The organism is Gammaproteobacteria bacterium (assembly GCA_028817225.1).
GTDB lineage: Bacteria > Pseudomonadota > Gammaproteobacteria > Poriferisulfidales > Oxydemutatoraceae > Oxydemutator.
On sequence record JAPPQC010000039.1, the window covers coordinates 1 to 26047 of the forward strand.

24 protein-coding genes and 1 pseudogene are annotated in these 26047 nt (G+C 64.6%); 9 read left to right on the forward strand and 16 right to left on the reverse strand.

The annotated features are described in order from the left end of the window. Positions 1-155 precede the first annotated feature (155 nt). The 5 genes from OXU50_05335 to OXU50_05355 all read left to right on the forward strand — a co-directional run bounded on the left by OXU50_05335 (position 156) and on the right by OXU50_05355 (position 7034). Complete coding sequence (locus OXU50_05335; GenBank protein MDD9869297.1) at positions 156-698, forward strand: NapC/NirT family cytochrome c; 543 nt, start codon at positions 156-158, stop codon at positions 696-698. Between the two features lie 130 nt (positions 699-828). After that, positions 829-1500: a cytochrome c4 gene (locus OXU50_05340; protein ID MDD9869298.1), complete on the forward strand. Its 672-nt coding sequence runs from the start codon at positions 829-831 to the stop codon at positions 1498-1500. A 17-nt stretch (positions 1501-1517) separates the two neighbouring features. Beyond that, the gene (locus OXU50_05345; protein MDD9869299.1) at positions 1518-2804 is read left to right on the forward strand and encodes an NAD(P)/FAD-dependent oxidoreductase; all 1287 of its coding nucleotides are present in this window, start codon (positions 1518-1520) and stop codon (positions 2802-2804) included. 103 nt (positions 2805-2907) lie between these two features. Next, the gene (gene mfd, locus OXU50_05350) at positions 2908-6390 is read left to right on the forward strand and encodes a transcription-repair coupling factor (GenBank protein MDD9869300.1); all 3483 of its coding nucleotides are present in this window, start codon (positions 2908-2910) and stop codon (positions 6388-6390) included. Next, on the forward strand, positions 6387-7034 hold the full coding sequence (locus OXU50_05355; GenBank protein ID MDD9869301.1) for a CsiV family protein: 648 nt from the start codon (positions 6387-6389) through the stop codon (positions 7032-7034). The genes mfd and OXU50_05355 overlap by 4 nt, the downstream gene beginning before the upstream one ends. A gap of 103 nt (positions 7035-7137) precedes the next feature. Here OXU50_05355 and OXU50_05360 read toward each other — a convergent pair whose 3' ends face one another. From OXU50_05360 to OXU50_05425, 14 genes and pseudogenes are all read right to left on the reverse strand, one after another. Beyond that, positions 7138-8199, reverse strand: coding sequence for a macro domain-containing protein (locus OXU50_05360; protein MDD9869302.1), 1062 nt, complete (start codon positions 8197-8199; stop codon positions 7138-7140). A gap of 17 nt (positions 8200-8216) precedes the next feature. Continuing rightward, positions 8217-8858, reverse strand: coding sequence for a DUF4433 domain-containing protein (locus tag OXU50_05365; protein MDD9869303.1), 642 nt, complete (start codon positions 8856-8858; stop codon positions 8217-8219). Further along, on the reverse strand, positions 8858-9325 hold the full coding sequence (locus OXU50_05370) for a hypothetical protein (protein ID MDD9869304.1): 468 nt from the start codon (positions 9323-9325) through the stop codon (positions 8858-8860). Before OXU50_05370 ends, OXU50_05365 begins: the two co-directional genes overlap by 1 nt. Positions 9326-9369: 44 nt before the next feature. After that, a complete protein-coding gene (locus OXU50_05375) occupies positions 9370-10500 on the reverse strand; it encodes a Fic family protein (GenBank protein ID MDD9869305.1) in 1131 nt (376 codons plus the stop codon). A 350-nt stretch (positions 10501-10850) separates the two neighbouring features. Continuing rightward, positions 10851-12239 carry a glutamate--tRNA ligase gene (gene gltX, locus OXU50_05380; GenBank protein ID MDD9869306.1) on the reverse strand — a complete coding sequence of 463 codons (1389 nt, stop codon included), beginning with the start codon at positions 12237-12239 and terminating at the stop codon, positions 10851-10853. Continuing rightward, a complete protein-coding gene (locus tag OXU50_05385; protein MDD9869307.1) occupies positions 12236-12730 on the reverse strand; it encodes a phosphatidylglycerophosphatase A in 495 nt (164 codons plus the stop codon). Before OXU50_05385 ends, gltX begins: the two co-directional genes overlap by 4 nt. Then, positions 12730-14106, reverse strand: a complete 1377-nt coding sequence (gene thiL / locus OXU50_05390; GenBank protein ID MDD9869308.1) for a thiamine-phosphate kinase — start codon at positions 14104-14106, stop codon at positions 12730-12732. The genes OXU50_05385 and thiL overlap by 1 nt, the downstream gene beginning before the upstream one ends. A 34-nt stretch (positions 14107-14140) precedes the next feature. Next, positions 14141-14605, reverse strand: coding sequence for a 6,7-dimethyl-8-ribityllumazine synthase (gene ribH / locus OXU50_05395; protein MDD9869309.1), 465 nt, complete (start codon positions 14603-14605; stop codon positions 14141-14143). 22 nt (positions 14606-14627) lie between these two features. Further along, positions 14628-15227, reverse strand: a pseudogene (gene ribB / locus OXU50_05400) (3,4-dihydroxy-2-butanone-4-phosphate synthase). 18 nt (positions 15228-15245) lie between these two features. Next, on the reverse strand, positions 15246-16541 hold the full coding sequence (eno, locus tag OXU50_05405; protein MDD9869310.1) for a phosphopyruvate hydratase: 1296 nt from the start codon (positions 16539-16541) through the stop codon (positions 15246-15248). An 18-nt stretch (positions 16542-16559) separates the two neighbouring features. Continuing rightward, on the reverse strand, positions 16560-17372 hold the full coding sequence (kdsA, locus tag OXU50_05410; protein ID MDD9869311.1) for a 3-deoxy-8-phosphooctulonate synthase: 813 nt from the start codon (positions 17370-17372) through the stop codon (positions 16560-16562). Next, complete coding sequence (locus OXU50_05415) at positions 17372-19000, reverse strand: CTP synthase (protein ID MDD9869312.1); 1629 nt, start codon at positions 18998-19000, stop codon at positions 17372-17374. The genes kdsA and OXU50_05415 overlap by 1 nt, the downstream gene beginning before the upstream one ends. Positions 19001-19081: 81 nt before the next feature. Next, positions 19082-20380: a tRNA lysidine(34) synthetase TilS gene (gene tilS / locus OXU50_05420; GenBank protein MDD9869313.1), complete on the reverse strand. Its 1299-nt coding sequence runs from the start codon at positions 20378-20380 to the stop codon at positions 19082-19084. After that, positions 20373-21332: an acetyl-CoA carboxylase carboxyltransferase subunit alpha gene (locus tag OXU50_05425; GenBank protein MDD9869314.1), complete on the reverse strand. Its 960-nt coding sequence runs from the start codon at positions 21330-21332 to the stop codon at positions 20373-20375. The genes tilS and OXU50_05425 overlap by 8 nt, the downstream gene beginning before the upstream one ends. A 138-nt stretch (positions 21333-21470) precedes the next feature. Here OXU50_05425 and zapE point away from each other — a divergent pair, with 138 nt between their 5' ends. Genes zapE through bioD form a run of 3 tightly spaced genes read left to right on the forward strand, consistent with a single transcriptional unit; the run spans position 21471 to position 24267 of the window. After that, positions 21471-22601 carry a cell division protein ZapE gene (gene zapE, locus OXU50_05430; protein MDD9869315.1) on the forward strand — a complete coding sequence of 377 codons (1131 nt, stop codon included), beginning with the start codon at positions 21471-21473 and terminating at the stop codon, positions 22599-22601. 5 nt (positions 22602-22606) lie between these two features. After that, a complete protein-coding gene (locus OXU50_05435) occupies positions 22607-23491 on the forward strand; it encodes a phosphoribosylaminoimidazolesuccinocarboxamide synthase (protein ID MDD9869316.1) in 885 nt (294 codons plus the stop codon). A gap of 32 nt (positions 23492-23523) precedes the next feature. Then, a complete protein-coding gene (gene bioD / locus OXU50_05440; GenBank protein ID MDD9869317.1) occupies positions 23524-24267 on the forward strand; it encodes a dethiobiotin synthase in 744 nt (247 codons plus the stop codon). A gap of 80 nt (positions 24268-24347) precedes the next feature. Here the strand turns inward: bioD and OXU50_05445 are convergent, their stop codons facing one another. Next, positions 24348-25100: an MBL fold metallo-hydrolase gene (locus OXU50_05445; GenBank protein ID MDD9869318.1), complete on the reverse strand. Its 753-nt coding sequence runs from the start codon at positions 25098-25100 to the stop codon at positions 24348-24350. A 35-nt stretch (positions 25101-25135) separates the two neighbouring features. Here OXU50_05445 and OXU50_05450 point away from each other — a divergent pair, with 35 nt between their 5' ends. After that, positions 25136-25399 carry a BolA/IbaG family iron-sulfur metabolism protein gene (locus tag OXU50_05450; protein MDD9869319.1) on the forward strand — a complete coding sequence of 88 codons (264 nt, stop codon included), beginning with the start codon at positions 25136-25138 and terminating at the stop codon, positions 25397-25399. Between the two features lie 28 nt (positions 25400-25427). Here the strand turns inward: OXU50_05450 and OXU50_05455 are convergent, their stop codons facing one another. Beyond that, on the reverse strand, positions 25428-26045 hold the full coding sequence (locus OXU50_05455; GenBank protein ID MDD9869320.1) for a cytochrome c: 618 nt from the start codon (positions 26043-26045) through the stop codon (positions 25428-25430). Positions 26046-26047 lie beyond the last annotated feature (2 nt).

The following is a 26047-nucleotide window of genomic DNA, read 5'->3' on the forward strand; positions in this document are numbered from 1 at the left end:
CAACCGTGCCCTCCTGATCACAAGAGACGACGACGGAGACTCCTCCACCTACCTGAGACTGCGCGTATTCCTTGAAGGAGCGGTTTCCACAAACACCGCCATCACCCTGCCCGACCCGTAACAACCCCCAACGCAATGCTATAATCCCCCTACCCATGCAACCCAAGCACAAAGCCTTTCTTTCCGCCGCCGCGCTGGTCGGCGCGGGCGCGGTGGCCGCCGGCGGGTTTTCCGCGACGCTGGAGGCGACCAACACAACGGAATTCTGCACCTCGTGCCATTCCATGCAGTGGGTCAAGGCGGAATGGCAGGACTCGCTCCATTTCATCAACGCAAGCGGCGCGCGCACGCAGTGCCAGGACTGCCATGTGCCGAATCCGCTGGGGCCGAAACTGCACGCCAAGTTGATGGCGGCGAAAGATGTGTGGCACGAGATTCTCGGCACGATAGACACGAAGGAAAAGTTCGAGGCGCACCGCTGGGCGATGGCCAACCGCGTGTGGCGGAGGATGGAGGCCAGCAACTCGCGGGAATGCAAGTCGTGCCATCTGTTTGAGGCGATGGACCTGGACGAACAGGACAAGACCGCGCGCAAGAAACACAAACGCGCCCACGCCAACGACGAGAACTGCATTGAATGCCACAAGGGCGTGGCCCACAAACGCCCGAGAAAACCCCGCCGCACCGCCGCGCGCTGAAGCGCCAACCGCGCCGCCGCGCCGTCTGCGGGCTATACCATTCGGCTGTACAGCATTTGTCCTGTACATCCGGCTTGAAATACGCCGCCGGCGCTTATATACTCGCCCTTCTACCCTTTGAGGAGGAACCATGTTCAAGCGATTGTTCATACACGCCGCCGCGCCGCTCGCAGCGGCTGTCTGCCTGTCCCCCGTCCAGGCTGAAATGGCGACGAAGGAAATGCTGACCGGCACCTGCGTGGCCTGCCACGGCGACAACGGCGTCAGCGCCGGGCCTGCGATTCCGTCGCTGTCCGGCATGACCAGAAACTACTTTGCAACGGCCATGCTGGCCTACAAATACGACGACGACCCCGACGGCCTGGACAAGGCCATGGCCGAACTCGAACAAGACAAGATGTACGAAGACGCCGAGATGTTCACGCGCGCAAGCACCATCATGGGGCGCATCGCCAAGGGCTACACGCTGGATGAAATCAAGCGCATGGCCGAGGTGTTCGCCGACGGCGAGCCTTCCGTCGTGCGCCAGTCGTTCGACCGCTCCAAGGTCGCCGAGGGCGGGGAACTGCACGAGGAATACTGCGACAAATGCCACGCCGACGGCGGCCTGTCGCCGGAGGACGATGTCGGCCTGCTGGCCGGGCAGTGGACGCCGTATCTGGAGTACACGCTGGCGGACTACCTTGAGGGGCGGCGCGAGGCGCCCAAGAAAATGAGGACGAAACTGAAAGACATGCACGAAGAACACGGCATGGCCGGGGTGCAAAGCCTGTTGCACTACTACGCCAGCGTCAGGAAATAAGCGAGGACAACACCATGATTCAATTCAACCGAAGAAACTTCATCAAGGGCGCGGGCGCCGCAACCGCGGTGACGGGCGCCGCCGCCGGCCTCGGCTTTCCGCTGATTGCGTCGGGCGCGGCCAGCAAGGTGGTGGTGGTCGGCGGCGGCCCCGCCGGCGCGATTGCCGCCAAGTATGTCAAGAAGGCCAACAAGGCGATTGATGTGACGCTGATCGAGGCCGACGAGCACTACCACACCTGCTTCATGAGCAACGAGGTGCTGGGCGGCGAGCGCGACTTCGGCGACCTGCGGTTCGGCTACAAGGGGCTGGCCAAGCACGGCATCAATGTCGTCAAGGCCAAAGCCAACGGCGTGGACCACAAGAAGAAGATGGTAACGACCGACGCCGGGCGCAAATACAAGTTTGACCGGCTGGTGCTGGCGCCGGGCATTGACTTTCGCTGGAACAAGATTGAGAACTACGACGAGGCCGCCAGCAAGCGCATGCCGCACGCCTGGAAAGCGGGCGCGCAGACAACGCTGCTGCAAAAGCAGGTTGAGGCGATGAACGACGGCGGCACCGTCATCATCGCGCCGCCGGCCAATCCGTTCCGCTGCCCGCCGGGGCCGTACGAGCGCGCCTGCCAGATCGCGCATTACCTGAAAAAGCACAAGCCGAAGTCCAAGGTGCTGGTGATAGACGCCAAAGACAAGTTCTCCAAGCAGGGCCTGTTTGTGCAGGGGTGGAAAGACCGCTACGACGGCATGATTGAATGGATAGCGGGTTCGGAAACCGGCGGCGGCGTGGTTTCGGTGCACGCATCCAGGATGTCGGTTTCCAGCGAACTGGACGACTTTGAGGGCGATGTCATCAATGTGATTCCGCCGCAAAAGGCCGGCCACATCGCGCAGGTTTCCGGCTGCGCCGACGATTCCGGCTGGTGCCCGGTGCATCTGGATACCTTTGAGTCCACGATACACCCGGGCGTGCACATCATCGGCGACGCCAGCATCGCCACCGGCCTGCCGAAGTCCGGCTACGCCGCGAATTCCGAGGCCAAGGTGTGCGCCGCGGCGGTCGTCGCCGCGCTCGGCGGCAGGTCCATGGGCGCGCCGTCGTATGTCAACACCTGTTACAGCATTGTCGCGCCGGACTACGGCATTTCGGTCGCGGCGGTTTATCGCCTGGCCGAAGACAAGAGCAAAATCAACAAGGTCGCGGGCGGGCTGACGCCGATGGACGCATCCGACGAGATGCGGCGCCGCGAAGTGCTCTACGCCCACAGTTGGTTTGAGAACATCGTGGCCGACACTTTTGCGTGATTCGGCCATTGGGCCGCCTGAGGCGGCGGGCTGCATCCACAATTGATTCAGCCGCCGTCAGCGGGTAGTATGGAAGCGGGGTCGCAATGGCCCCGCTTTTTTGTTGCCTGACGACATGCCGCAGCCCCCGCGAAACCACCTGCCGGACGGCTTGCGCGGCGGCGTGCGCTGGGGGCGGCTGCACGGCTGCGCCGCAGCGCGCGCCGTCGCCGACACGCTGGCGGGTTGCCGCCTGCCGATGCTGCTGATAGCGCCCGACGCGGCGTCGGCGCTGCAATTTGAGACCGCGCTGCGCTTCTTTCTGGGCGGCGGCGACAACATCATGCCGTTCCCCGGCCAGGAAACGCTGCCCTACGACCGCTTCTCTCCGCACGGCGACATCTCGGCGGCGCGCATGGCGGCGCTGGCGCGGCTGCCGCAAATGGAGTCCGGCATCTGCATCGCCACCTGCGCGGCGGCGATGCAATATCTTGCGCCGGCGTCGTTCATCGCCGCACACACCATCGCGCTGAGGCGCGGCGGGCGGCTGAACATCGGCGAATTTCGCGCGCGCCTGAACGAGAGCGGCTACGCGGCGGCGCCGCAGGTCTCGCGCCACGGCGAATACAGCGTGCGCGGCGGCATCGTGGACTTCTACCCGCCGTCGTGTGAACAACCCGTGCGCATTGACCTGCTCGACGACGAGATACACAGCCTGCGGCGCTTTGATCCGCAAACCCAGATGTCGGCGGAGACCGTCGGCGAGGTGGTGGTGCTGCCGGCGCGCGAGTTTCCGATGGACGCCGCCGCGATCGAGAACTTCCGCCGCCGCTTCCGCGTTGAGTTCAGCCATCCGCCCGACGAATGCCCGGTTTACCGCGACATCAGCGAACAGGTTGTTCCCGGCGGCGTCGAGTGCTACCTGCCGCTGTTCTTCGACAATCTCTCGACGCTGTTTGATTACCTGCCGCAAGACACGCTGCTGGTGCTGCCCGACCCGCTCGACGACTGCGCCCGCGAACACCACGACTACATCGCCGGACGCTACCGGCAGTTGCGCGACGACCGCGAACACCCGCTGCTTGAACCGCAGAAACTGCATATGTCGCCGTCCGCACTGGCGGAAAGAATCGCGGATTTCCGGCGCATTGAAATGCAAACCTTCCGGCACGGCGAACAGCGCGAAGAGCAAGACGGCACGGTGGACTTTGCAACGCGCCTGCCGCCGCCGCTGGCGTTTGATTTGCAGCAGAAAGACCCCGCCGCGCGCCTGCGCGAGTTTATTGAGGGCTTTGACGGGCGCGTGCTGATTGCCGCGCAGTCGCTCGGCTACCGCGAGCAGTTGGCGGAACTGCTTGCCGACTTCGGCCTGCGCGCGAAGGTTGTCGCGGGCTGGAACGAGTTTGTCGCGGGCGGCGATGCGCTGTGCCTGTGCGTCGGCCCGCTGCACCGGGGCGCCGTCTTCGAGGACGACCAACTGGCGCTGATAACCGACCGCGAGGTGCTCGGCCAGCGCGCCGCGGCGAGCGACCGCCGCACCCGCCGCAGCCGCGACGCCGAGGCGCTGATTGAGAGTCTTGAAAGCCTGGAAATCGGTTGCCCCATCGTCCACGAGGAACACGGCATCGGGCGTTTTCGCGGGCTTGAAGTGCTGGACCTGGCGGGCTATCCGTCGGAGTTTTGCGTGCTGGAATACGCCGACGGCGACAAACTGTATGTGCCGGTGGCATCGCTGCATCTGCTGAGCCGCTACATCGGCGGCGACGCCGACACCGCGCCGCTGCACAAACTCGGCGGCGGCCAGTGGAAGAAGACGCGGCGCAAGGCGGCGCAAAAGGCGCACGATGTGGCCGCCGAACTGCTCGACACGCAGGCGCGGCGCGACGCGCGCAAGGGCCGCGCGCTTGACCTGGACGAAGCCGACTTCCGCGCTTTCGCGGCGGCCTTTCCGTACGAGGAAACGCCCGACCAGAGCAAGGCGATTGCCGAGATCATCAACGACCTGCGCTCGGACAAGCCGATGGATCGCGTGGTGTGCGGCGATGTCGGTTTCGGCAAGACCGAGGTGGCGATGCAGGCCGCGTTCATCGCCGCGCAAAACGGCCTTCAGACGGTGGTGCTGGCGCCGACGACGCTGCTGGCGCGCCAGCACAGTGAGACCTTCCAGGACCGCTTCTCGCCGTGGCCGGTGCGGATTGAGATGCTGTCGCGGTTTCGCAGCCGCGGCCAGATGAAGAAAAGCATCGCGGCCATCGAGGACGGCGGCGCCGACATCGTCATCGGCACGCACAAACTGCTGTACGGCGAGATACGCTTCAAGCGGCTGGGGCTGATAATCATTGACGAGGAACACCGTTTCGGCGTCCGCGACAAGGAGAAACTGAAGGCGCTGCGAACCCGCTGCGATGTGCTGACGCTGACGGCGACGCCGATTCCGCGCACGCTGAGCATGAGTTTGATACGCCTGCGCGACCTCTCGATTATCGCGACGCCGCCGCCCGGGCGCCACGCCGTCAAGACCTTCATCAAGCAGTGGGACGACGCGCTGATACGCGAGGCGTGCCAGCGCGAGTTGAAACGCGGCGGCCAGGTTTATTTTCTGCACAACGACATCCGCACCATCGGCGAGATGGCCGGGCGCGTGCGCGAACTGGCGCCGCAGGCGCGCGTCGCCGTCGCCCACGGCGCGATGCCGGAGCGGGCGCTGGAAAACACGATGGTTGATTTCTACCACCGGCGCAGCAATATCCTGGTGTGCACGACGATCATCGAGAGCGGCATTGACATTCCGAGCGCCAACACCATCATCATTCACCGCGCCGACCGCCTCGGCCTCGCCCAGTTGCACCAGTTGCGCGGGCGCGTCGGGCGTTCGCACCACGCCGCCTACGCCTGGTTTCTGGTGCCGCCGAAGACGCAGATGACGGGCGACGCGATGAAACGGCTGGAGGCGCTTGAATCGCTTGAGGAACTCGGCATCGGCTTTACGCTGGCGGTGCACGACCTTGAAATCCGCGGCGCCGGCGAACTGCTTGGCGAGGAGCAAAGCGGGCACATCCGCGAAGTCGGCTTTACGATGTACAACAAGTTGCTGAAACGCGCGGTCGAGACGCTGCGCGCCGACGGCGAGGTGGACATGGACGCGCCGCTCGACACCGTCACCGATGTGAACCTCGGCGCGCCGGCGCTGATTCCCGACAGTTATGTGCCGGACATCGGCCTGCGGCTGGTGCTGTACCGGCGCATCGCCGGCGCCGCCGACCGCGACGAACTGGACGCGCTGAAAATCGAGATGGCCGACCGTTTCGGCCCGCGCCCCGAATACACCGACAACCTGTTCCTCGGCGCGGCGCTGCGGCTGCGCTGCCGCCGCCTCGGCATCACCCGCATCGAGGCCGGCGACGACGGCTTTCGCCTGCGCTTCGGCGGCGAGCCGGCATTCGACACCGGCAAACTGCTTGAACTGGTGCGCGAACAGCCGTCGCTGTACCGCTTCGACGGCCCGCGCAAACTGGCCGTCACCGGGGCCGCGGCGACCGTGGCCGAACGCAACCGCCGAATCTGCGGTTTTTTTGATACCATCACCGCGCAGGCCGACTGTTCATGAAGAAAACCGCCGTTTCCACGCTGATTGGGGCGCCGCTGCTTGGGGCGCCAACCGCTGTTTCCGTGCTGATTGGGGCGCTGCTGCTCGCCGCGCCGACCGCGCACGCGCAAACGGGCAATGAGGTGTACCAGGTCGAGTTGATTATCCTGAAGCACAGCGATGACGCGGCGGCGCAGTTGCGCGATGTCGTCAAGCCCGAACTGGCGCACCGCCTGAGACAGCCGGCGCTCAACTTGTCACTGGCCGCGCCCGGCGACCGGATCGCGCCGGTAGCCGACCCCGCGCAATACCGCCTGTCCGAACAGGCCGAACAACTCGCCGCCGACGGCTCGTTCACCATCCTGCGCCACATCGCCTGGCGCCAACCGCCCTTCAACCGCGAACAGGCCCGCTACATCAACATCCCCGGAGAACCGTCAGCCGGCCTGCTGAAAGGCATCGCCTGGCTCAGCCACGAACAATACTTCCAGTTGCGCCTCGATTTCCAGTACGACCCGGACTACGCCGCCGAACCAACCGTCGCCGAAAAACCGACAACAACCCTGATACCAATCCACATGAAAAAAGTCCTGCTACCGGGAGAAATTCACTACCTCGACCACCCGATTATCGGTGTTCTTGCTAAAGTTAGTGAGGTGAAGTGAGAGGGCTATCCGCCTGCGGTCTCGCCTTGAGTTGGAACATTTTTGTCAAAATAGCCTTGCGGAATAGGCAGCAATACTGTCCTCGTAAAGCCGCAGTTTTGTTTTATGCGCTGCTTGCCGGCTTTGGATGGCCTATCCAGCCTTTATTCGCCAGTACATCAACCGCAATTTCAATCTGCCGCTGGGAAAACTGCCTCTTCCTTTCGTTCCAGCCATATATACGCTTTTCTATGCCGTCCATCGTTTGAGCTTGCTCTTCTTCAACGACCCAGTGGACTGTGGATAATAGTTCCAGACCAAACCCGGACTCAAATCCTTCGACAAGATTGGCAACCTTTCCAAAACGTTCGTTCGTTTCCGGGTACTTTTCAAGAAACGCTTCCGCATCTTCAATGGCGCCGGGAACAAGTTCCAGCTGTTTGTCAGGCTCATCACTGCCATCGGTGTAGCCGGAAATCATGTGTCCCTCAATTTCGTTCAGTACATGCCGGAAATTTCTGGCGTAAGGCCCGTAAATACCTTTGTCAAATTTCAGCCTCAGCGGCTCGCCTGCAACCTGCATGAAATACATGAGTTTGTGTGTTTCCAGAAGTGTTACAAATGGATCAAGCAAGCCGTGGAGATAACGTTCTATTAATTTAATCAAAACAGCCCGCCCCTCTGTCATTTTCGGAACATCTTTTGACTGATTGAACTGCCCATCCGCCGGCTCGCCGCCCGGCTCATATATCACAACACTTACATCATCCAATCCCTCCAGCGCTGCTTGTATGCGAGCATGCACCTCCGTCCAATTCAATCCACCCAATCCACTGCCGAGTGGTGGAATGGCAATTGATTGAATACCAAGCGACCGAATTTCTTTTACAAGCGATTCCAAACCGGATTCAATATCTTCAATGCGGCTTTTCCCTCGCCAGTGTCGCTTGGTCGGAAAATTGATAATGTAACGCGGACGAATGGTTTGCTTTGTCTCAAAAACAAATACACGTCCAGGCTGCATTTTTCCCTGTTTGCACAAACTGGCATAGGCTTTGAAATTTTCAGGGAAATTGCGCTTGAACTGGAGCGCGATGCCACGCCCCATAACTCCAACGCAGTTTACCGTATTGACCAAGGCGTCGGTCTGCTCCGAAAGAATGTCGCCGGTTTTGTATTCAATCATGGGTCAGCTCCTTATTGTCAATAATACCAGTTTTTTTTGATTTCAACACTCGGCCTATGATTTTTTGCGGCCTGAATGCTTGCAATTACTTGACGGCGGGTATTGGGTGACTGTACGCCGATACGCGAGATCAACTCCCAGGGAAATCGCCGTTCAATCAGAAATTCTGCCTGTTTGCCCTCTTTGTGTCGGCTCCAATGCTGTGCCTGAACGGATTCCCAATTAATCTTTTCCAATTCCGCCAAATTACAGTAATCCTCAAAGTAGGAAGTGCCAGCATTTGAACATGTAAATGCCCAACGTTGATTGTGTTCCTCTGCCCAGGAAACTGTTTGCCGCAGGTCTGCCTCTAAGTGAACAATGGGGACTTGCCCATCATGATAAGACAATTCCTGATGATTACTTTTGTGAATCAGAAACAGCATGACAGACCGCGGACAAAAATAAAACGGCACACAGTACCCAACATGTAAATCAGGATGGCTGGACAGGTTCAACGCAAGGCGGCGCTCCTTGATGCCCCCCATGCCGATAGTAGTGCCCGGTCGCCCGCTTCGACTGATTTCCGCATCGCACCAGAGAAAACCGTCTTTGACAATCGAAGGCAACCGGTCAACATGGACAATATGATAGATTTTTGGATTGCGGGGAACAGGCACTAATCTTGCCGCCCTTTGGAGGACGACCCCGAAATGATGTCCGACAATCCGTGCGGGATGTTCAGTTGATTGAGAACATCCAGCCATCTGTCGCCGAAAGCATAGACTTTCTTTTGATATTCTTTAACGATGTGTTGTTTCTCCGCCAATGACAGATTCTTGTATCCGGGGTGAAAATGTCCGAATCCCGAGCCTGGAATTCTCTGAGGACCTTGCCGGATAACCAGAGATTGAATTTCAGGGGCACGGACACCTTGCACAGTGCACTGCCTAATCATCTCTGCCATCGTCCCGAGCGTTTTCCCTATCAAGCCCGGAAAGCGGCGCCCTTTTTGTACAGGGAAACCAATGGACTTTGCCAAGCCCGCGTAAGTAATCGGCTTGTCCTCAATCTCAGGCGAAAGGACGCGCCCAACCAAAAAGGCAAGCACGTCTTCAGCAAATTTTTCATGGTCAATAGCAGCCATTTGAAAATCTCCAACTGGTAATCAATACCGATAACACTCCGGATTCAATGTTCCCCCGGCCCCGCCTCGTGGAACAAGTCAGTATAACTCTGATAAATATACCTCCGGTTGCGCGCCCTGCCGGTCATTTCGTTCAGGATGCCGCTGTCGGCCATTCTCATGACCAGATCGTTGGCCGCCTGGTAACTCATGCCGATTAAATCCTGCACATCGCCAACCGAGACAATCGGGTGTTCGTAAAGATGTTCCAGCACGCGGTGGCCGTTGCCGGCGACGCGGCCCAGGTTTTCGGTTACCGCGCGTCTGTGCCCTTCCCGAAGAGCGAGCACCTGCCGGGCCGTGTCGGTTGCCTGCCGGCTTACTTCCAGCACCCCGCGCAGGAAAAAGGCGAGCCATTCTTCCCATGTCCCTGCATCGCGCACGGATTGCAACTGCTCGTAATACTGCCGCTGGTGCCGCCTGAAAAAATACGACAGATACAGCACCGGTTTCAGCAAAACCCTGTTTTCGCAAAGAAGAAAGGTAATCAGCAGCCTGCCGACACGGCCATTGCCGTCGCGGAACGGATGGATGGTCTCGAACTGGGCGTGAGCCAGGCCGATTTTTATCAACAACGGCAATTCCGTGTCGCGGTGCAGAAATTGCTCCATATCCGCCATCATCTGCGGCACCTTGTCCGGCGGCGGCGGGACAAAAGTGGCCTCTTGCACCGTGCAGCCGTGGGAGCCAATCCAGTTCTGCCGCTCCCGCAACTCTCCCGGCGAGCGGTCGGCGCCACGCACTCCTTGCAGCAGCCGCCGGTGAATTTCCCGAATCAGGCGGATGGAGACGGCAGCGCCATCAAGACATTCCAGGCCGTAATTCATTGCGTTGATATAGTTCACCACTTCATCAACATCTTTCGGACGATCGGGCTGAAGTATCTTCGCTTCCGCCGCCAGAACATCCTGCAACGAACTTTGTGTCCCTTCAATCTGGCTTGACAACACCGCCTCTTTCCTGACATACATCAGGACGAATAAATCCGGGTGTGGCAGCGTTTGAATGGAGCCGTCCAGACGGCCCAATGCCCTGTCGGCCTTGGAGAGCAGAACCTGCAATTCCTTATTCATGCGGACGGGCGGGTCGGGCGGCAAGGCCGACGGGATGAACGCCCGGTAGCCTTTCGGGTGCATCACATATTGCCCTGCTCTGGATAAGTTTTCAGGATGTTTTTTTGGAAATTTCGCCATTATTCAGTGCCTTGTATATGGCGCTTCCCCGGTTCCATATTCAAGGCTGCCTTGAATATAGAGGAAAATCTCTCCATATTCAAGGCTACCTTGAATATGGGGCCTTAATTGCCCTATATTCAAGGCAGCCTTGAATATAGGGCGTCAGTTGCTCCATATTCAGGGCTACCTTGAATACAGGACGCCAGTTGCTCCATATTCAAGGCTACCTTGAATATAGGCCGCCAGTTGCTCCATATTCAGGGTAGCCTTGAATACAGAGGCAGCCGATTCCGCCGCCACCGCCCAATCACCTACATCTCCAGCAACCGCCGTATCCGCGCAAGGCAGCGGTCTTTGCCGAGCCACTCCATCACCAAACTGATGTCGGGGCCGGGGGCGCCAGCGGTCAGGGCGTAGCGCAGTGGTTTGCCGAGTTTGCCCATCGGGATGTTCAGGTCTTTCAGCGTTTCGGACAGGGTTTGTTTCAATGCGTCGCCGCGCCATTGCGCGACCGTTTCCAGCGCCGTGAGCAGGCGGCTTAAGTACGAACGCGCGTCGTCGGTCGCGTGCTTGCGCGCCGCCGCCGCGTCATAGGTGATTTCATCCTTGTACAGAAAAACCATGCCCTGCGCCATCGCCTGCAAGGTCGGATGGCGCGACTTCATCGCCTCCGCCACGGCTTCCAGCGCGGGGCCTTGCGCGGGGTCGCAGCCGAGCGAGCGCAGGCGCGCGGCCAAATCATCCGCCAACGACTCCGGCGGCGTTTGCGCCAGATAGTGGCCGTTCAGCCAATCAAGTTTGGCCGGATCGAAGGCGGCGGCGGATGCGTTCAGGCCGCCGAAATTGAAGCACTCCACCATCTCGTCCAGTGAAAACACTTCCTGGTCGCCGTGCGCCCAGCCGAGGCGCACCAGGCAGTTCAGCAGCGCCGCCGGCAGATAGCCCTGCTCGCGGTATTGCGCGACACCCGGCGCGCCGGTGCGCTTTGACAGCCGCGCGCCCTGTTGGTCGAGTATCAGCGGCACATGCGCGTAGTCCGGCGGCGTCGCGCCGAGCGCACGGAAGATGTTGATCTGGCGCGGCGTGTTGCTCAAATGGTCGTCGCCGCGAATCACATGCGTGATGGCCATGTCCATGTCGTCCACGACGACCGTCAGGTTGTAGGTCGGCGCGCCGTCGGCACGCGCAATCACCAGGTCGTCGAGTTCGCCGTTGGCGGTCTCGACATCGCCGTGCACATGGTCGCGAAAGACCACCGCGCCTTCCTGAGGATTCTTGAAACGCACCACCGGCTCAACGCCGGCGCGCGGCGCGCGGCCCTCGCGGCAGCGCCCGTCGTAACGCGGCTTGACACCTTTGGCGAGTTGTTCGCGGCGCAGCGCGTCGAGTTCGTCGCGGGTGCAGTAGCAGTGATACGCCTTGCCTTCGTCGAGCAGGCGCGCGATGACTTCCGCATAACGCGCCATCCTGCGGCTCTGGTAGAAAGGGCCTTCGTCCCAATCCAGCCCGAGCCACGCCAGCCCGTCGCAAATCGCGTCCGCCGACTCCTTGCTTGAGCGTTCGTTGTCGGTGTCCTCGATGCGCAGCACAAACGCGCCGTCGTGATGCCGCGCGTAAAGCCACGCAAACAACGCGGTGCGCACGCTGCCCGCGTGCAACACGCCGGTCGGGCTGGGCGCGAAGCGCGTGCGGACTTTCATGCGCCGGCGACCCACAGCAGCGCCTGCATCACGGCGACGGTGAAAACACCGGCGAGCAGGTCGTCCAGCATGATGCCGAAACCGCCGGCGACATGGCGGTCGGCCCAACTGATGGGCCACGGCTTCAGCACATCCAGCGCGCGAAACAGCAGAAACGCCAGCACAAGCCACACCCAGCCGCCGGGCGCGTCAACGGGCAGATGAAAAAGGCCGAGCAACATGCCGGCAATCTCGTCAACGACGATGGCACGGTGGTCGTGCACGCCGAGCGCCGCGCTGGTGAAACCGGCGGCGGCGACGCCGACCGCGAACAGCGCCGCGACCGCCGCAAGATAGGCCCACGCCGGCAGGCCGGCCATCAGCCAGTACAGCGGAAACGCCAGCAGCGTGCCGAGCGTGCCGGGCGCGATGGGCGCCAGGCCCGCGCCGAAGCCCAGCGACAAAACATGCACCGGGTGGCGCAACATGAAACGGAGGTCGGGCTTTGTCATCAGCGAAAGTGGTCGTGGCCGGGCGAACGCGGCAGTTCCACCGCGTCGCCGCGGAAGGTGCAGCGCAGCCCCGTCTGCGCGGTGATGCGCCCGATGCGGGTGACGCCGGATGCACCGGCGGCTTTCAGGGATTTCTGGAGTTCGTCAAAACGCCCGTCGTCCATCGTGAACAGCAGTTCGTAGTCGTCGCCGTAGGTCAGCGCCGACAGCCAGTCGGCGGCGGTGTCGCAGCAGTCGCGGAATGTCCGCGACACCGGAATCTGCTCCATCGCAACCTCGCAGCCGACGCCGCCGGCGTCGAGCAGCCGCGACAAGTCCATGAAAACGCCGTCCGAGACATCCATCGCCGCGCTTGCATACTGCGCGACCAGTCGCCCTTCGGCGACGCGCGGTGAAGGCCGCGCCGCCCTGCGGCGGCAGGCGTCGGCGGCGGCGCCGCCGCAGCGGTTCAGGCGGCCTGCGCGGCGCGCCGCGAGGCCGGCGTCGCCGACGGCGCCGGTCAGGTAAATGCCGTCGCCGTCGCGCGCGCCGGCGCGGGTCATGCATTCGCCGGGCGCCGTGCCAATCAACTGCACCGTAACCGACAGCGGCCCGCGCGCGGTGTCGCCGCCGACGAGGCTGACCTTGCACGAATCGGCGAGCGCAAAAAACCCGCCGGCGAAACGCGACACCCAGTCCTCGTCGGCGCGCGGCAGCGTCAGCACCAGCAGCGCCCAGCGCGGCACCGCGCCCATCGCCGCGATGTCGCTCAGATTAACCGCCAGCGCCTTGTGGCCGATGTCGCCGGCATCGGCGTCGGCGTTGAAATGCGTGCCGGCGACCAGCGTGTCGGCGGCCACCACCAGCGGCTCCGAAACCGGGCCGAGCACCGCGGCGTCGTCGCCGATGCCGACGACGACCGCGTCGTCGCCGGACTCGCGCACAAGATGCGCCCGCACCAGTTGTTCCTCGCCGACGGCGCCGCCGCTGCAACGCTTCGCCAGGCGGTCGAGAACGCCGTTGACAAAGCGGTAGCCCTGGTCGGCGCCGTATTTCCTGGCAAGGCGGACGGCTTCGGTGATGGCGACGGCGGAGTCAATGTCGTCGCGGCACAGAATCTCGTAGGCCGCGTTGCGGACAATCGCGCGCTCAATCGGGTCCACGCTTTCAAGCGGCATGTCCATGCACTGCTGAAGTTCGCCGTCCGCCGTGCCGTTAATGGCGGCGCGCAGCAATTCGGTGAAATAACCGGCGTCGGCCTTGCCGTAGTCGTCGTCGGCGGCGAACTGCGCGCTGATTTCATCGAAGTCCTGGCCGGTCATCTGCCACTGATAGACGGCCTGTATCGCCAGCCGCCGCGCGCGGCTGCGGGCGTGGAACAGCAGGTGGTCGCTCATCAATCCGCGCCCGTCAGCCGCCGCAGCCCCGGCGTCAGCCGAGACGCCGCAGCAGGCAGGCCATTTCCAGCGCCGCCAGCGCCGCCTCGGCGCCGCGGTTTCTGTCGGCGCCCGCGCGCGCCATGGCCTGCTCCGCGTTGTCCGCCGCGAGCACGCCGAACCCGACCGGCACGCCGGTGTCGAGAATAACGCGGGCGATGCCGCGGCTGCATTCGCGCACGACATGGTCGAAGTGCGGCGTCTGCCCGCGGATAACGCAGCCGACGGCGACGATGCCGGCGTAACGCCCGGCGTCGGCGCAGCGGCTCGCGGCCAGCGGAATTTCAAACGCGCCCGGCACGCGCACGATGTCGGCGCCCGGCGCGTTGTGCTCGCGCAGCGCGCGCAGCGCGCCATCCATCAGGCTTTCGACGATTTGCGGGTTGTAACGCGAGGCGACGATGCAAAACCGCGCGCCGCCGCCGTCGGGCCGCGCCTCAATCAGGCGGTTGTCAGCCATCGGCGCGCGCCTCGCGTTCGGAGCGGTAGCGTATCAGGTCCTCGACCGTGCCGATCTTCAGCCGGTGGCGGCGCGCGAAGCCCTCCAGATCGGCGCGCCGCGCCATCGAGCCGTCTTCCTTCAGAATCTCGACGATAACCGCCGCCGGTTCGGCGGCGCCGGCAAGCCGCGCCAGATCGCAGCCGGCCTCGGTGTGCCCGGCGCGGGTCAGCACGCCGCCCGGCTGCGCCATCAGCGGGAAGACATGCCCGGGCCGGCTGACATCGCCGGGGGCCGCGCCCGGCGCTATCGCGGTGCGGATGGTGTGCGCCCTGTCGGGCGCCGAGATGCCGGTGCTGACGCCGTCGCTTGCGTCAATCGAGACGGTGAAGTTGGTCGCCAGGCGGTCGTCGGTGCCGGCGACCATCAGCGGCAGGTCAAGACGCCGGCAACGCTCGCGCGTCAGCGTCAGGCAGACCAGCCCGCGCCCGTGGGTAATCATGAAATTAACCGCCTGCGGCGTGACCCGCTCCGCCGCCATCACCAGGTCGCCCTCGTTTTCGCGGTCCTCGCCGTCCATGATGATGACCATCCGCCCGTCGCGGACATCGGCGACCAGTTCCTCGACGGTTGCGCTCGGCATCACATCCGGCGGGCGGGTTCACGCCTGCGGCGGCGACAGGAACCGCTCGAACACCGCGCGCCCGGCAAACCCGGCGTCCCGCCCCAGCCCTTCCTCGATGCGAATCAACTGGTTGTATTTGGCGACGCGGTCGGTGCGGCACAGCGACCCGGTCTTGATCTGGCCGACGCCGGTCGCCACCGCGAGGTCGGCGATGGACACATCCTCGGTCTCACCGGAACGGTGCGACATCACGCAGTTGTAGCCTGCGTTTTGCGCCAGTTCAACCGCCGCCAGCGTCTCGCTCAGGGTGCCAATCTGGTTCGGCTTGATCAGCACCGAGTTGGCGACGCCCATCTCGATGCCCTTCTTGATGATTTCGGTGTTGGTGACGAACAGGTCGTCGCCGACCAGTTGAATCTTGTCGTCCAGTTTGCGGGTCATCGCCCGCCAGCCGTCCCAGTCGTCCTCGGCCATGCCGTCCTCGATGGAGATGATCGGGTATTTGCCGGCCCATTCGGCCAGGCACTCGATGAAGGCGGCGCTGTCGTAGTGGCGCTTCTCCGACGGCAAACGGTAAAAGCCGCCGTCGAACAACTCCGAACTGGCGACATCAAGCGCCAGAAAAATGTCTTCGCCCGGACGGTAGCCACTGACCTCGACGGCTTCCAGGATCATCTCGATGGCGGCCTCGTTGGACTCCAGGTCGGGCGCGACGCCGCCCTCGTCGCCGACGGTCGTGCTGAAGCCGCGCTTGTCCAGCACGCGGTTCAGCGAATAGAAAATCTCGGCGCCGATGCGGATGGTCTCGCGCACATCGCCGCCGCCGAGCGGCACAATCATGAATTCCTGGATGTCCACATTGTTGCTGGCGTGCGAGCCGCCGTTCAGGATGTTGATCATCGGCACCGGCAGCAGCGGCACGCTGCCGGCGGCGAGGTGGCGGTGCAGCGGGACGCCCTCGATGGCGGCGCCGGCCTTCGCCGCCGCCAGCGACACCGCCAGAATCGCGTTGGCGCCGAGGCGGCTTTTGTTTTCGGTGCCGTCGAGTTCAATCATCGCGTCGTCCAGCGCGCGCTGCTCCTGCACCGCCATGCCGACCAGCGCATCGCGGATCTCGGTGTTGACATTGGTGACGGCGTTGCGCACGCCGCGCCCGTGAAAACGCTTCTTGTCGCCGTCGCGCAACTCGGCGGCTTCGAGCGAGCCGGTGGAGGCGCCGGACGGAACCGAGGCGCGCCCGGTCACGCCGCCGGCGACGACCTCGGCCTCGACCGTCGGGTTGCCGCGCGAATCAATGATTTCGCGCCCGCGAATGTCGGTTATTTTCTTCATGATGACGGGGCGGCGGCGTCAGGCCGCCTTGACAACGGTGTCAATCGCCTTCAGTTCCTCCAGCAGGCCGCGCATCGCGCCGAGGGGCCAGGCGTTGGGGCCGTCGCTCAGCGCGCGTTCGGGGTCGGGATGCGACTCCATGAACACGCCGGCGACGCCGACGCCGACGGCGGCGCGCGCCAGCGCCGGCACGAACTCGCGCTGGCCGCCGGATTCGCCGCCGCGCGCGCCCGGCAACTGCACCGAGTGGGTCGCGTCGAAGACAACCGGGCAATCCGTCTCGCGCATGATGACCAGGGAACGCATGTCAGACACCAGGTTATTGTAGCCGAAACTGCACCCCCTTTCACAAACCATCAACTGCCGGTTGCCCTCGGCGCGGCCCTTCTCGACGACATTTTTCATTTCCCACGGCGACAGAAACTGCCCCTTCTTCAGGTTGACGGGCCGCCCGGCGCGCGCGACATTGCGGATGAAGTTCGTCTGGCGGCACAGGAAGGCCGGCGTTTGCAGCACATCCACCACCTGCGCGACCTCGTCGAGCGGCGTGTCCTCGTGCACATCGGTCAGCACCGGCACGCCGACCTCGCGCCCGACGCGCTCGAGTATGCGCAGCCCGCGCTCGAAGCCGACGCCGCGAAAACTGTCGTGCGACGAGCGGTTGGCCTTGTCGAAAGACGACTTGTAGATGAACGGGATGCCGAGGCCGGCGGTGATGTCTTTCAGTTGCGCCGCGGTTTCAAGCGCGAGTTGCTCGCTTTCAATGACGCAAGGCCCCGAAATCAGGAAAAACGGGCGCCGCCCGCCGACCCGCCAGCCGCACAATTCCATCAGCCGCGCTCCCGGTGGAAACGGCCCGCGGCGCCGATAAAGCCGATGAAAAGAGGATGGCCGTCGCGCGGCACCGATGTGAACTCGGGATGAAACTGACAGCCGACGAACCACGGATGGCCGCCGACCTCGATGATCTCGACCAGTTGCCCGTCCATGGACACGCCGGCGACGACCAGCCCGGCGTCGCACAGGCGGTCCTTGTAGGTGTTGTTGAATTCGTAGCGGTGGCGGTGGCGCTCGCGGATGACATCGCCGCGGTACATCGCGCGCGCCGCCGAGCCTGCGGCGAGCCGGCAGCCCTGCTCGCCGAGGCGCATCGTGCCGCCGAGGTCGGAGCCTTCGCTGCGCCGCTTGACGGCGCCCGATGCGTCGTTCCACTCGGTAATCAGCGCGATCACCGGGTGCGGCGTGGCGGCGTCGAATTCGGTGCTGTTGGCGGACTCCAGATGCGCGACATTGCGCGCGAACTCGATGGCCGCGACCTGCATCCCGAGGCAAATGCCGAAATACGGCACGCCGTGGCGGCGCGCGTACTCCGCCGCGCGTATCTTGCCCTCGATGCCGCGCAGGCCGAAGCCGCCCGGCACCAGCACGCCGTCCATGCCGGCGAGGCCGTCGCCGCCGTTGCCGAGGCGGTCGGAATCCACATAGACAATCTCGACGCGGGTGCGCGTTTTCAGGCCGGCGTGGGCCAGCGCCTCGTTGACCGACTTGTAGGCGTCGGTCAGGCCGGTGTATTTGCCGACCATCGCGATACGCACCTCGGTCTCGGGCGAGCGGCGCGCCTGCACCACCGCGCGCCATTCGCCGAGATCCGCCGGGCGCGTGTCGTCCAGCCCGAGGCGGCGCACCAGCAGGTCGTCCACGCGCTGTTCGTGCAGCCACAGCGGAATCTCGTAGATGTTCTCAAGGTCCACCGCCGAGATGACGGCGTCGCCGGCGACATTGGTGAACAGCGCGATCTTTTTCCGCTCCTCCGGCGGCAGCGGCCTCTTCGAGCGGCACAGCAGCAGGTCGGGCTGAATGCCGATGGAGCGCAGTTCCTTGACCGAATGCTGGGTCGGCTTGGTCTTGATTTCGCCGCTGGTCTCGAGGTACGGCACCAGCGTCAGGTGCACATAGGCGCAAGGCGCGTCGTTCTCCAGCCCGAACTGGCGGATGGCCTCCAGAAACGGCAGCGACTCGATGTCGCCGACGGTGCCGCCAATCTCGACCAGCATCACATCGGCGTCGCCCGCGCCCTCGCGGATGGCGGCCTTGATCTCGTCGGTGATGTGCGGAATCACCTGCACCGTGGAGCCGAGATAGTCGCCGCTGCGTTCCTTGCGGATGACGCGCTCGTAAATCTGCCCGGTGGTGTAGTTGTTGTGGCGCCCCGCCCTGAAACGCACAAAACGCTCGTAATGGCCGATGTCAAGGTCGGTCTCGGCGCCGTCGGCGGTGACATACACCTCGCCGTGCTGGTAGGGGCTCATCGTCCCCGGGTCCACATTGATGTAGGGGTCGAGTTTGGTCAGCCCGACCTTGAGGCCGCGCGCCTCGAGAATCGCGCCGATGGCGGCGGAGGCAAGCCCCTTGCCCAGCGACGACACAACGCCGCCCGTGACAAAAACATAGCGCGTCATCGTCCGCAAAACCGGCGAAACCCCGCCCCTGTGCCGTCCAGCCGCATGGACAGCCATTGTAAAAGCAAACCGGCCACGCCGCTACTCGCAGACCGCCAGGCCCCAGACCAGGCGCAGGCGGCCATCGGCGTGGATCAGCGGCACGCGGTCGCGTTCCCACGGCGGCACGCCGCGCGCCTGGAAGATTTTCTTCAGGTCCTGGTGGAAACAACCGGCGCCGCGGCGGCGCGCGCATTGCTCGCCGCCGCGGCGAAAGCCGACATGCAGGCGCGCGGCGGCGGCGAGCGCCGGCGCCTGGCGCAGCAGTTCGCGCCAGCGCAGCGTCTGTTTCAGTTCCGGCAATTCAAGGTCGGCGCCATGCGGCCACGGCCTTTCAACCGGCGGCGGCGACAGCGGGCGCGCCCGCGCATACAGCCGGTCGCGGTAAAAGCCGACCTCCGAACCCGGCCACGCGATGACGCTGCCGCTGCGCGGGCGCGATGCAATCAGCGCGGCGCGCAGGTACTCCAGTTGGCGCTCGCCGGGCGTGCGCAGCCCGCAGGTCTTGAGCCAGTGGCGCAGCACAATCTTCTGCCGGGCGGCGGACAACGCCGAACACGCCTTCACCAGCAGCGCGCACCCGTCCGGCGTCATGCAGCGCGCCAGGCAGCGCGCGGCCTCGGCGTCGAGCAGTTCGCGCGCCTCGCCCTGGTGGCGCGCGGCGCGCGCGGCGGCGGCCTCCCATTCCGGCCAGCGCGCCCTCAGCAGCGGGACGACGCGGTGGCGCAGGTAGTTGCGGTCGTGGCGCAACTCGGCGTTGCCGCTGTCCTCGACCCAGCGCAGTTCGTGCCGAAGCGCGTAGTCGCGAATCGCCGCGCGCGAAAACGCCAGCATGGGCCGCGCCAGCCAGCCGTCGCCGAAAGGCGTGCAACGCGGCATCGCCGCCAGGCCGGCGGTGCCCGCGCCGCGCATCAACTGAAGCAGCACGGTCTCGGCCTGGTCGTCGCGGTGGTGCGCGGTCAGCAGCAGCGTGCCGGGGGTTGCGAAGCGGCGCAGCGCACCGTAGCGCGCGCGCCGCGCCGCCGCCTCGGGACTTTCGCCGGGCGCGGCGCGCGCCCGCACTTTCACCGCCGCCATCTCAACGCCGATGCCGCGCGCCTGTTCGCGGCAATGCCGCTCCCACGCATCGGCCTCGTCGTGCAGGCCGTGGTGGACATGCACCGCAAGCAGCGCCGGCGCGCGCGGCGTTTCCAGGCGGCGCAGCAGGTGCAGCAGGACGCTGGAATCGGCGCCGCCGCTCCACGCCAGCACCATCCGCGACGGCTTGAGATGCGCCAGCAACTCCGACAGTTCGGCGGCAACGCCGCGGGCCAGGTCCGGGTCGCGCACCAACTCAGACATGCTTGAAATGCCCGACTTCGGTCAGCCTGCGGTAGCGGTCATCCAGCATTCGCTGCGGCGGCAGGTTGGCGAGTTGATTGAATTGCGCCTCAAGGCTGTCGCGCAGCCGCGCCGTCACCGCCTTGAAGTCGCGGTGGGCGCCGCCGAGCGGTTCGGGGACGATTTCATCCACCAGCGACAATTCGCCGAGGCGCTGCGGCGTGATGCCGAGCGCCTTCGCCGCATCCGCCGCCTTGTTGGCGTCCTTCCACAGGATGGAGGCGCAGCCTTCCGGGGAAATCACCGAGTAAATGCTGTATTGCAGCATCAGCAGGCGGTCGCCGACGCCGATGGCGAGCGCGCCGCCGGAACCGCCCTCGCCGATGACGACGCTGACGACGGGCGTTTCAATCTGCGACATCAATTGCAGGTTGGCGGCGATCGCCTCGCTCTGGTTGCGCTCCTCGGCGCCGACGCCGGGGTAGGCGCCCGGCGTGTCAATCAGCGTCAGCACCGGCATCCGGAAACGCTCGGCGAGGCGGAACAGGCGCGCCGCCTTGCGGTAGCCTTCCGGGCGCGGCATGCCGAAATTGCGCCGCACCTTCTCTTCGGTGTCGCGCCCCTTCTGGTGGCCGGCCACGGCGATGGGCCGCCCGCAGAAACGCCCGATGCCGGCGACGATGGCGGGGTCGTCGAGGTAATGGCGGTCGCCGTGCAGTTCCTCAAAGTCGGTCAGCAGCGCGCCGATGTAATCAAGCGTGTACGGGCGCTGCGGATGCCGCGCCAGTTGCGCGGTCTGCCACGGCGTCAGGTCGTCGTAGATCTGCTTCGTCAACTTCCGGCATTTCTGCTCGAGTTGCTCGATTTCCGGGTTCAGATCCACCTCGCCGCGGCTGACGAGGCGGCGCAGTTCTTCAAGTTTTTGCTCGAGTTCGACGATCGGCTGCTCAAAATCAAGATGTTCGGAGTGCATTGCGGGATGTACCTTTCAGTCGGCGCATTTTAGCACGGCGGCGCGCCTGGCCGGAGTTTGCCCGGAGTGCGCCCGGTGTTCGCCTGTCGCGGCGGCGCACTTTTCTATATACTAACGCGCTGAGTTTCCCGCCCCGCCATGACCGAACCGCCGCAGACCACTCCCGCCGCCGCGCTCGGCGAACGCTACCGGCGCCGCCTTGCGGAGCACGGCCACGAGTCCGACCCGGCCCAGATTGAGGTTGTGCGGCGCTTGCAGCGCCTGTTTGATGAAATCACCGCCGAGCCAGAGCGCGGCGGCGTGCGGCGCTGGCTGAGGCGCATCACCGGGCGCACGCCGCCGGCGCCGCGCGGGCTGTATCTGTGGGGCGGCGTCGGCGTCGGCAAAACCTTTCTGATGGATTTGTTCTTTGAGGCGCTGCCGGTTGAGCGCAAACAGCGCCTGCATTTCTACCGCTTCATGCAGGAAGTCCACGCGCTGCTGAAACGCGGGCGCGGGCGCCGCAACCCGCTTGATGCGGTCGCGGAACGCCTGACGCGGCGCGCGGCAGTGCTGTGCCTTGACGAGTTCTTCGTGTCCGACATCACCGACGCGATGATACTCCACCAACTGCTGCGCGCGCTGTTCGACAGAAATCTGGTGCTGGTGACGACCTCCAACATCGCGCCGCCGGATCTTTACAAGGACGGCTTGCAGCGCGGGCGTTTCCTGCCGGCCATCGCGCTGATTGAGCGCCACACCCGCGTCGTGCGGCTGGATGCGCGCACCGACTACCGGCTGCGGACGCTGGAGGCGGGCGAGGTTTATCACCACCCGTGCGGGCGCGCCGCCGACGACGAACTGGCGCGCAGTTTCCGCGCCATCAACGGCTGCGCGGACGGCGAGGACGCCGGCGCCGGCGGCGCCATCGAGGTCAACGGGCGCGATGTGCCCGTCGTGCGGCATTCGCGCAACACCGCCTGGTTCGACTTCAAGGACATCTGCGAAGGCCCGCGTTCGCCCGCCGACTACATCTCGATCGCGCACCTCTACCACACCGTGCTGATTTCCAATGTTCCGCTGTTTGACCGGCGCGACGACGCGGCGCGGCGCTTCATCCAGTTGGTGGACGAGTTCTACGACCGCAATGTCAAGTTGATTGTGTCGGCGGCGGCGGCGCCCGCCGAACTGTACCGCGACGGGCGCCTCGGCCCCGAATTCAGCCGCGCCGCGAGCCGCCTCGGCGAAATGCAAAGCCGGCGCTACCTGTCGCAGGCGCACCGCGGTTGAGCGCGATGGACGCCGTGTTTGAATCCGCGATTGACTCGCTGCCGCTGCTGAACCGGGGCAAGGTCAGGGATATTTATCAAGTGGACGACGATCACCTGCTCATCGTCACGACCGACCGCATCTCGGCGTTTGATGTGGTGCTGCCGAACGCGATTCCGGGCAAGGGGCAAGTGCTGACCGCGCTCAGCAATTTCTGGTTCGGGCGCACCGCGGCGCTGGCGCCGAACCACCAGAGCGGCCTCGACCCGCTGCACGCGGCGCGCGAACTGCGCGAACGCCGCGAACTGCGCGAACGCAGCGTTGTCGTCAAAAAGGCGCGGCCTCTGCCGGTTGAGGCGATTGTGCGCGGCTACCTGCTGGGGTCGGGCTGGCGCGACTACCGCGAGACCGGCGCCGTCTGCGGCATCGCGCTGCCGGCGGGGCTGCAACTGGCCGATCGGTTGCCGCAGCCGCTGTTCACGCCCTCGACCAAGGCCGCCGCCGGCGAGCACGATGTCAACATCTCTTTCGACGCCGCCGCCGCGCAAATCGGGCGCGATGTCGCGGTGCGCGTGCGCGATGCGGCGCTCGCCATCTACCGCGCCGGCGCCGACCACGCCTTTCAGCGCGGCATCATCATCGCCGACGCCAAGTTTGAATTCGGCCTTGACCGCGACGGCGAACTGCTGCTGATTGACGAGGTGCTGACGCCCGACTCGTCGCGTTTCTGGGACCGGCGCGGCTACCGTCCGGGTGTGAATCCGCCCAACTTTGACAAGCAATTCGTCAGAGACTATCTGGAAGGACTTGACTGGGACAAGACCGCGCCCGCGCCGCCGCTGCCCGACGGGGTCGTCCGCAAGACCGCCGAGCGCTACCGGCGCGCGCGCGACATGCTGATGGCCGATTGATGGCGAATTGATGGCGGGCTGATGGCGAACTGATGGCAGACCATGGGGGCGCGGCGCGCGGCGTTTTCATCACCGGCACCGACACCGGCGTCGGCAAGACCTTCGTCGCCTGCCGACTGATACGCGCGCTGGAAAGCGGTGGGCTGGACACGGCGGTGTTCAAGCCGGTCGAGACCGGCTGCCGCACGCACGGCGGCGAGATGACGCCGCACGACGCCGTGCAGTTGGCGCACGCCTCAAGACACCGCCCGGCGACCGGCGATGTCTGCCGCTACCGCTTCACCGACGCCGTGTCGCCTGCGCGCGCGGCGCAACTGGCGGGCGTTGATCTGCGCGTCAGCGATTTGGCCGCGGCCTGCCGCAGCGGACTGCGGCGTTTTGCCGTCGTCGAGGGGGCGGGCGGCCTGCTGTCGCCGATTGCGGGCGACGGCGTCAACGCCGATTTGGCGGCGGCGCTGGGCCTTGCGGTCGTCGTCGTCGCCGCCGACCGACTCGGCTGCATCAACCATGTACTGTTGACGCTGGAAGCGCTGGCGGCGAGGAATCTCGACACTGTCGCCGTCGTGCTCAACCGCCCTGATGCGGCGCCCGCGCCCGGCGGTGCGCTCAATGATGCGCTCGGCGGCGCACCTGACAGCGCGTTGGACAACGCGCGCGAACTCGCGGCGCACACACAGACGGCGATTGTGAAGATTGGCCACGACCCGGACGGCGGGCGCGACAACAACGGCATTCGCCGCCTGGCAGAAATGGTGAAACAGGCAGCCGGGGTGTGACGGGCGTCAGCCCTGACAACAACGACAGCATCCGCCGTCTGGCAGAGATGGTGAAACAGACAGCCGGGGTGTGCCGGGCGTCAGCCCTGGTCGTGCGCCTCGCACAACCGCTCGGAGCCGGGCGGCATGTTGTCCGGGCACTGACCGCAGCGTTCGTTGCCCGGCACCGCGAATTCCATCTTGGCCGGATTCGGGAAGTCAAAGTCGTTCATCAGCCGGATGAATTCACCGCGGGTGACGCCGGTGTTCAGGCGCGGGTTGCGCTTCTTTTCCTGGCCGACCGTCGTCAGCATGCGGCCTTCGTAGTCGTGGCCGGGATAAACCAGCGTGTCGTCGGGCAGCGTGTAAAACTTGCCGTGGATGCTGTCGTACAGCACGCCGGCGTCGCCGGACTGGAAATCGGTGCGGCCACAGGCGTCAATCAGCAGCGCGTCGCCGGAGAGCAGCATTTTCTGGGTGCCGTTGTCCATCAGGTAGGCGTGGTGGGTGTCGGTGTGGCCCGGCGTGAAGAGCGGATACAGTTCAAGCCGGCCAATGCGGAAGGTCTCGCCTTCGCGGACTCCGATGTCGCGGCACGGCAGATCGTCCATCGCCGGGCCTGCGATTTTGCAGTCGGTCAGCGAGCGCAGTTTGAAGCCGCCGCTGACATGGTCGGCGTGAATGTGCGTCTCAAGCGTGCACGACAGCCGCAGGCCGAGTTCCTGCACCGCGCGCATGTCGCGGTCGAAGGTCTCGATGACCGGGTCTATCAGCGCCGCTTCGCCGCTGTCGGGGCAGCCGATCAGGTAGGTGTAGGTGCTTGAGGACGGTTCAAACAGTTGCTTGAATATCATGGGCTGGCCCGGTTGTCGGCGTATAATTGAAGCCAATGGAAACGACGCAAATCAAAAAACTGATCGAGTCGGGCATTCCCGGCGCGCGCGCCGAAGTCAGCGGCGGCGACGGCAAGTACGAAACCACCGTCGTCAGCGAGCATTTCAGGGGCCTGCCGGCGGTCAAGCGCCATCAGGCCGTTTACGCGACGGTCGCCGAATACATTTCCGGCGGCATGCTGCATGCGCTGACCATCCGCGCCTACACTCCGGACGAGGCTCCGGACGGGCCGCCGGACGAAGCGGCCACCAAAACCTGACCCCGCCCCGGCGCGGCGCGGCGGCGCCTCAACGGGCATCCGTGTCACCGATGTCAACAACGCCGAGACCCTTGTGGCTTGAGAACCAGGCCGCGAACACCTTCATGTCGTGCTCGTCAAGCAGCCCGATCATGCCGAGCATGACCGCGTTCTTGCGGCGCCCTTCCTTGTAGTCGAGCAGCGCCCGGTGCAGGTAATCGCGGTACTGGCCGGCGATTCTCGGGTTTTCCGGCAGCGGGCTGTTGCCGTCCTCGCCGTGGCAACTGACGCACACTTGCAGTTTTTGTTGCTGCTCTTCCGGCAGCGCGGCGCGGGCCGGCTGCCGCTCCGCCGCCGTGTCCGCCGGCAGCGACGAGAAGAAGGCGGCGATGTCGGCCATGTCGCCCTCGCTCAGGCGGTGCGTCTGCGCCCTCATCGTCGGATGGTCGCGTTCACCCGACTGGTAGCCTTTCAGCGCGGCGACGATGTACGCGGCGTGCTGGCCGGCGAGTTTCGGCACATGGTAACTGGGATAGACATTGGCGTAGGTCGGGATGCCGTGGCAGCCGAGGCAGGTGGCCGCCTTGTGCCGGCCCGCCTCGCTGTCACCCGCGTTCGCGGCGGCGGCCAGGAAAGCCAGCGTCAGCGTGAAAAGTCTGTATTTCATCA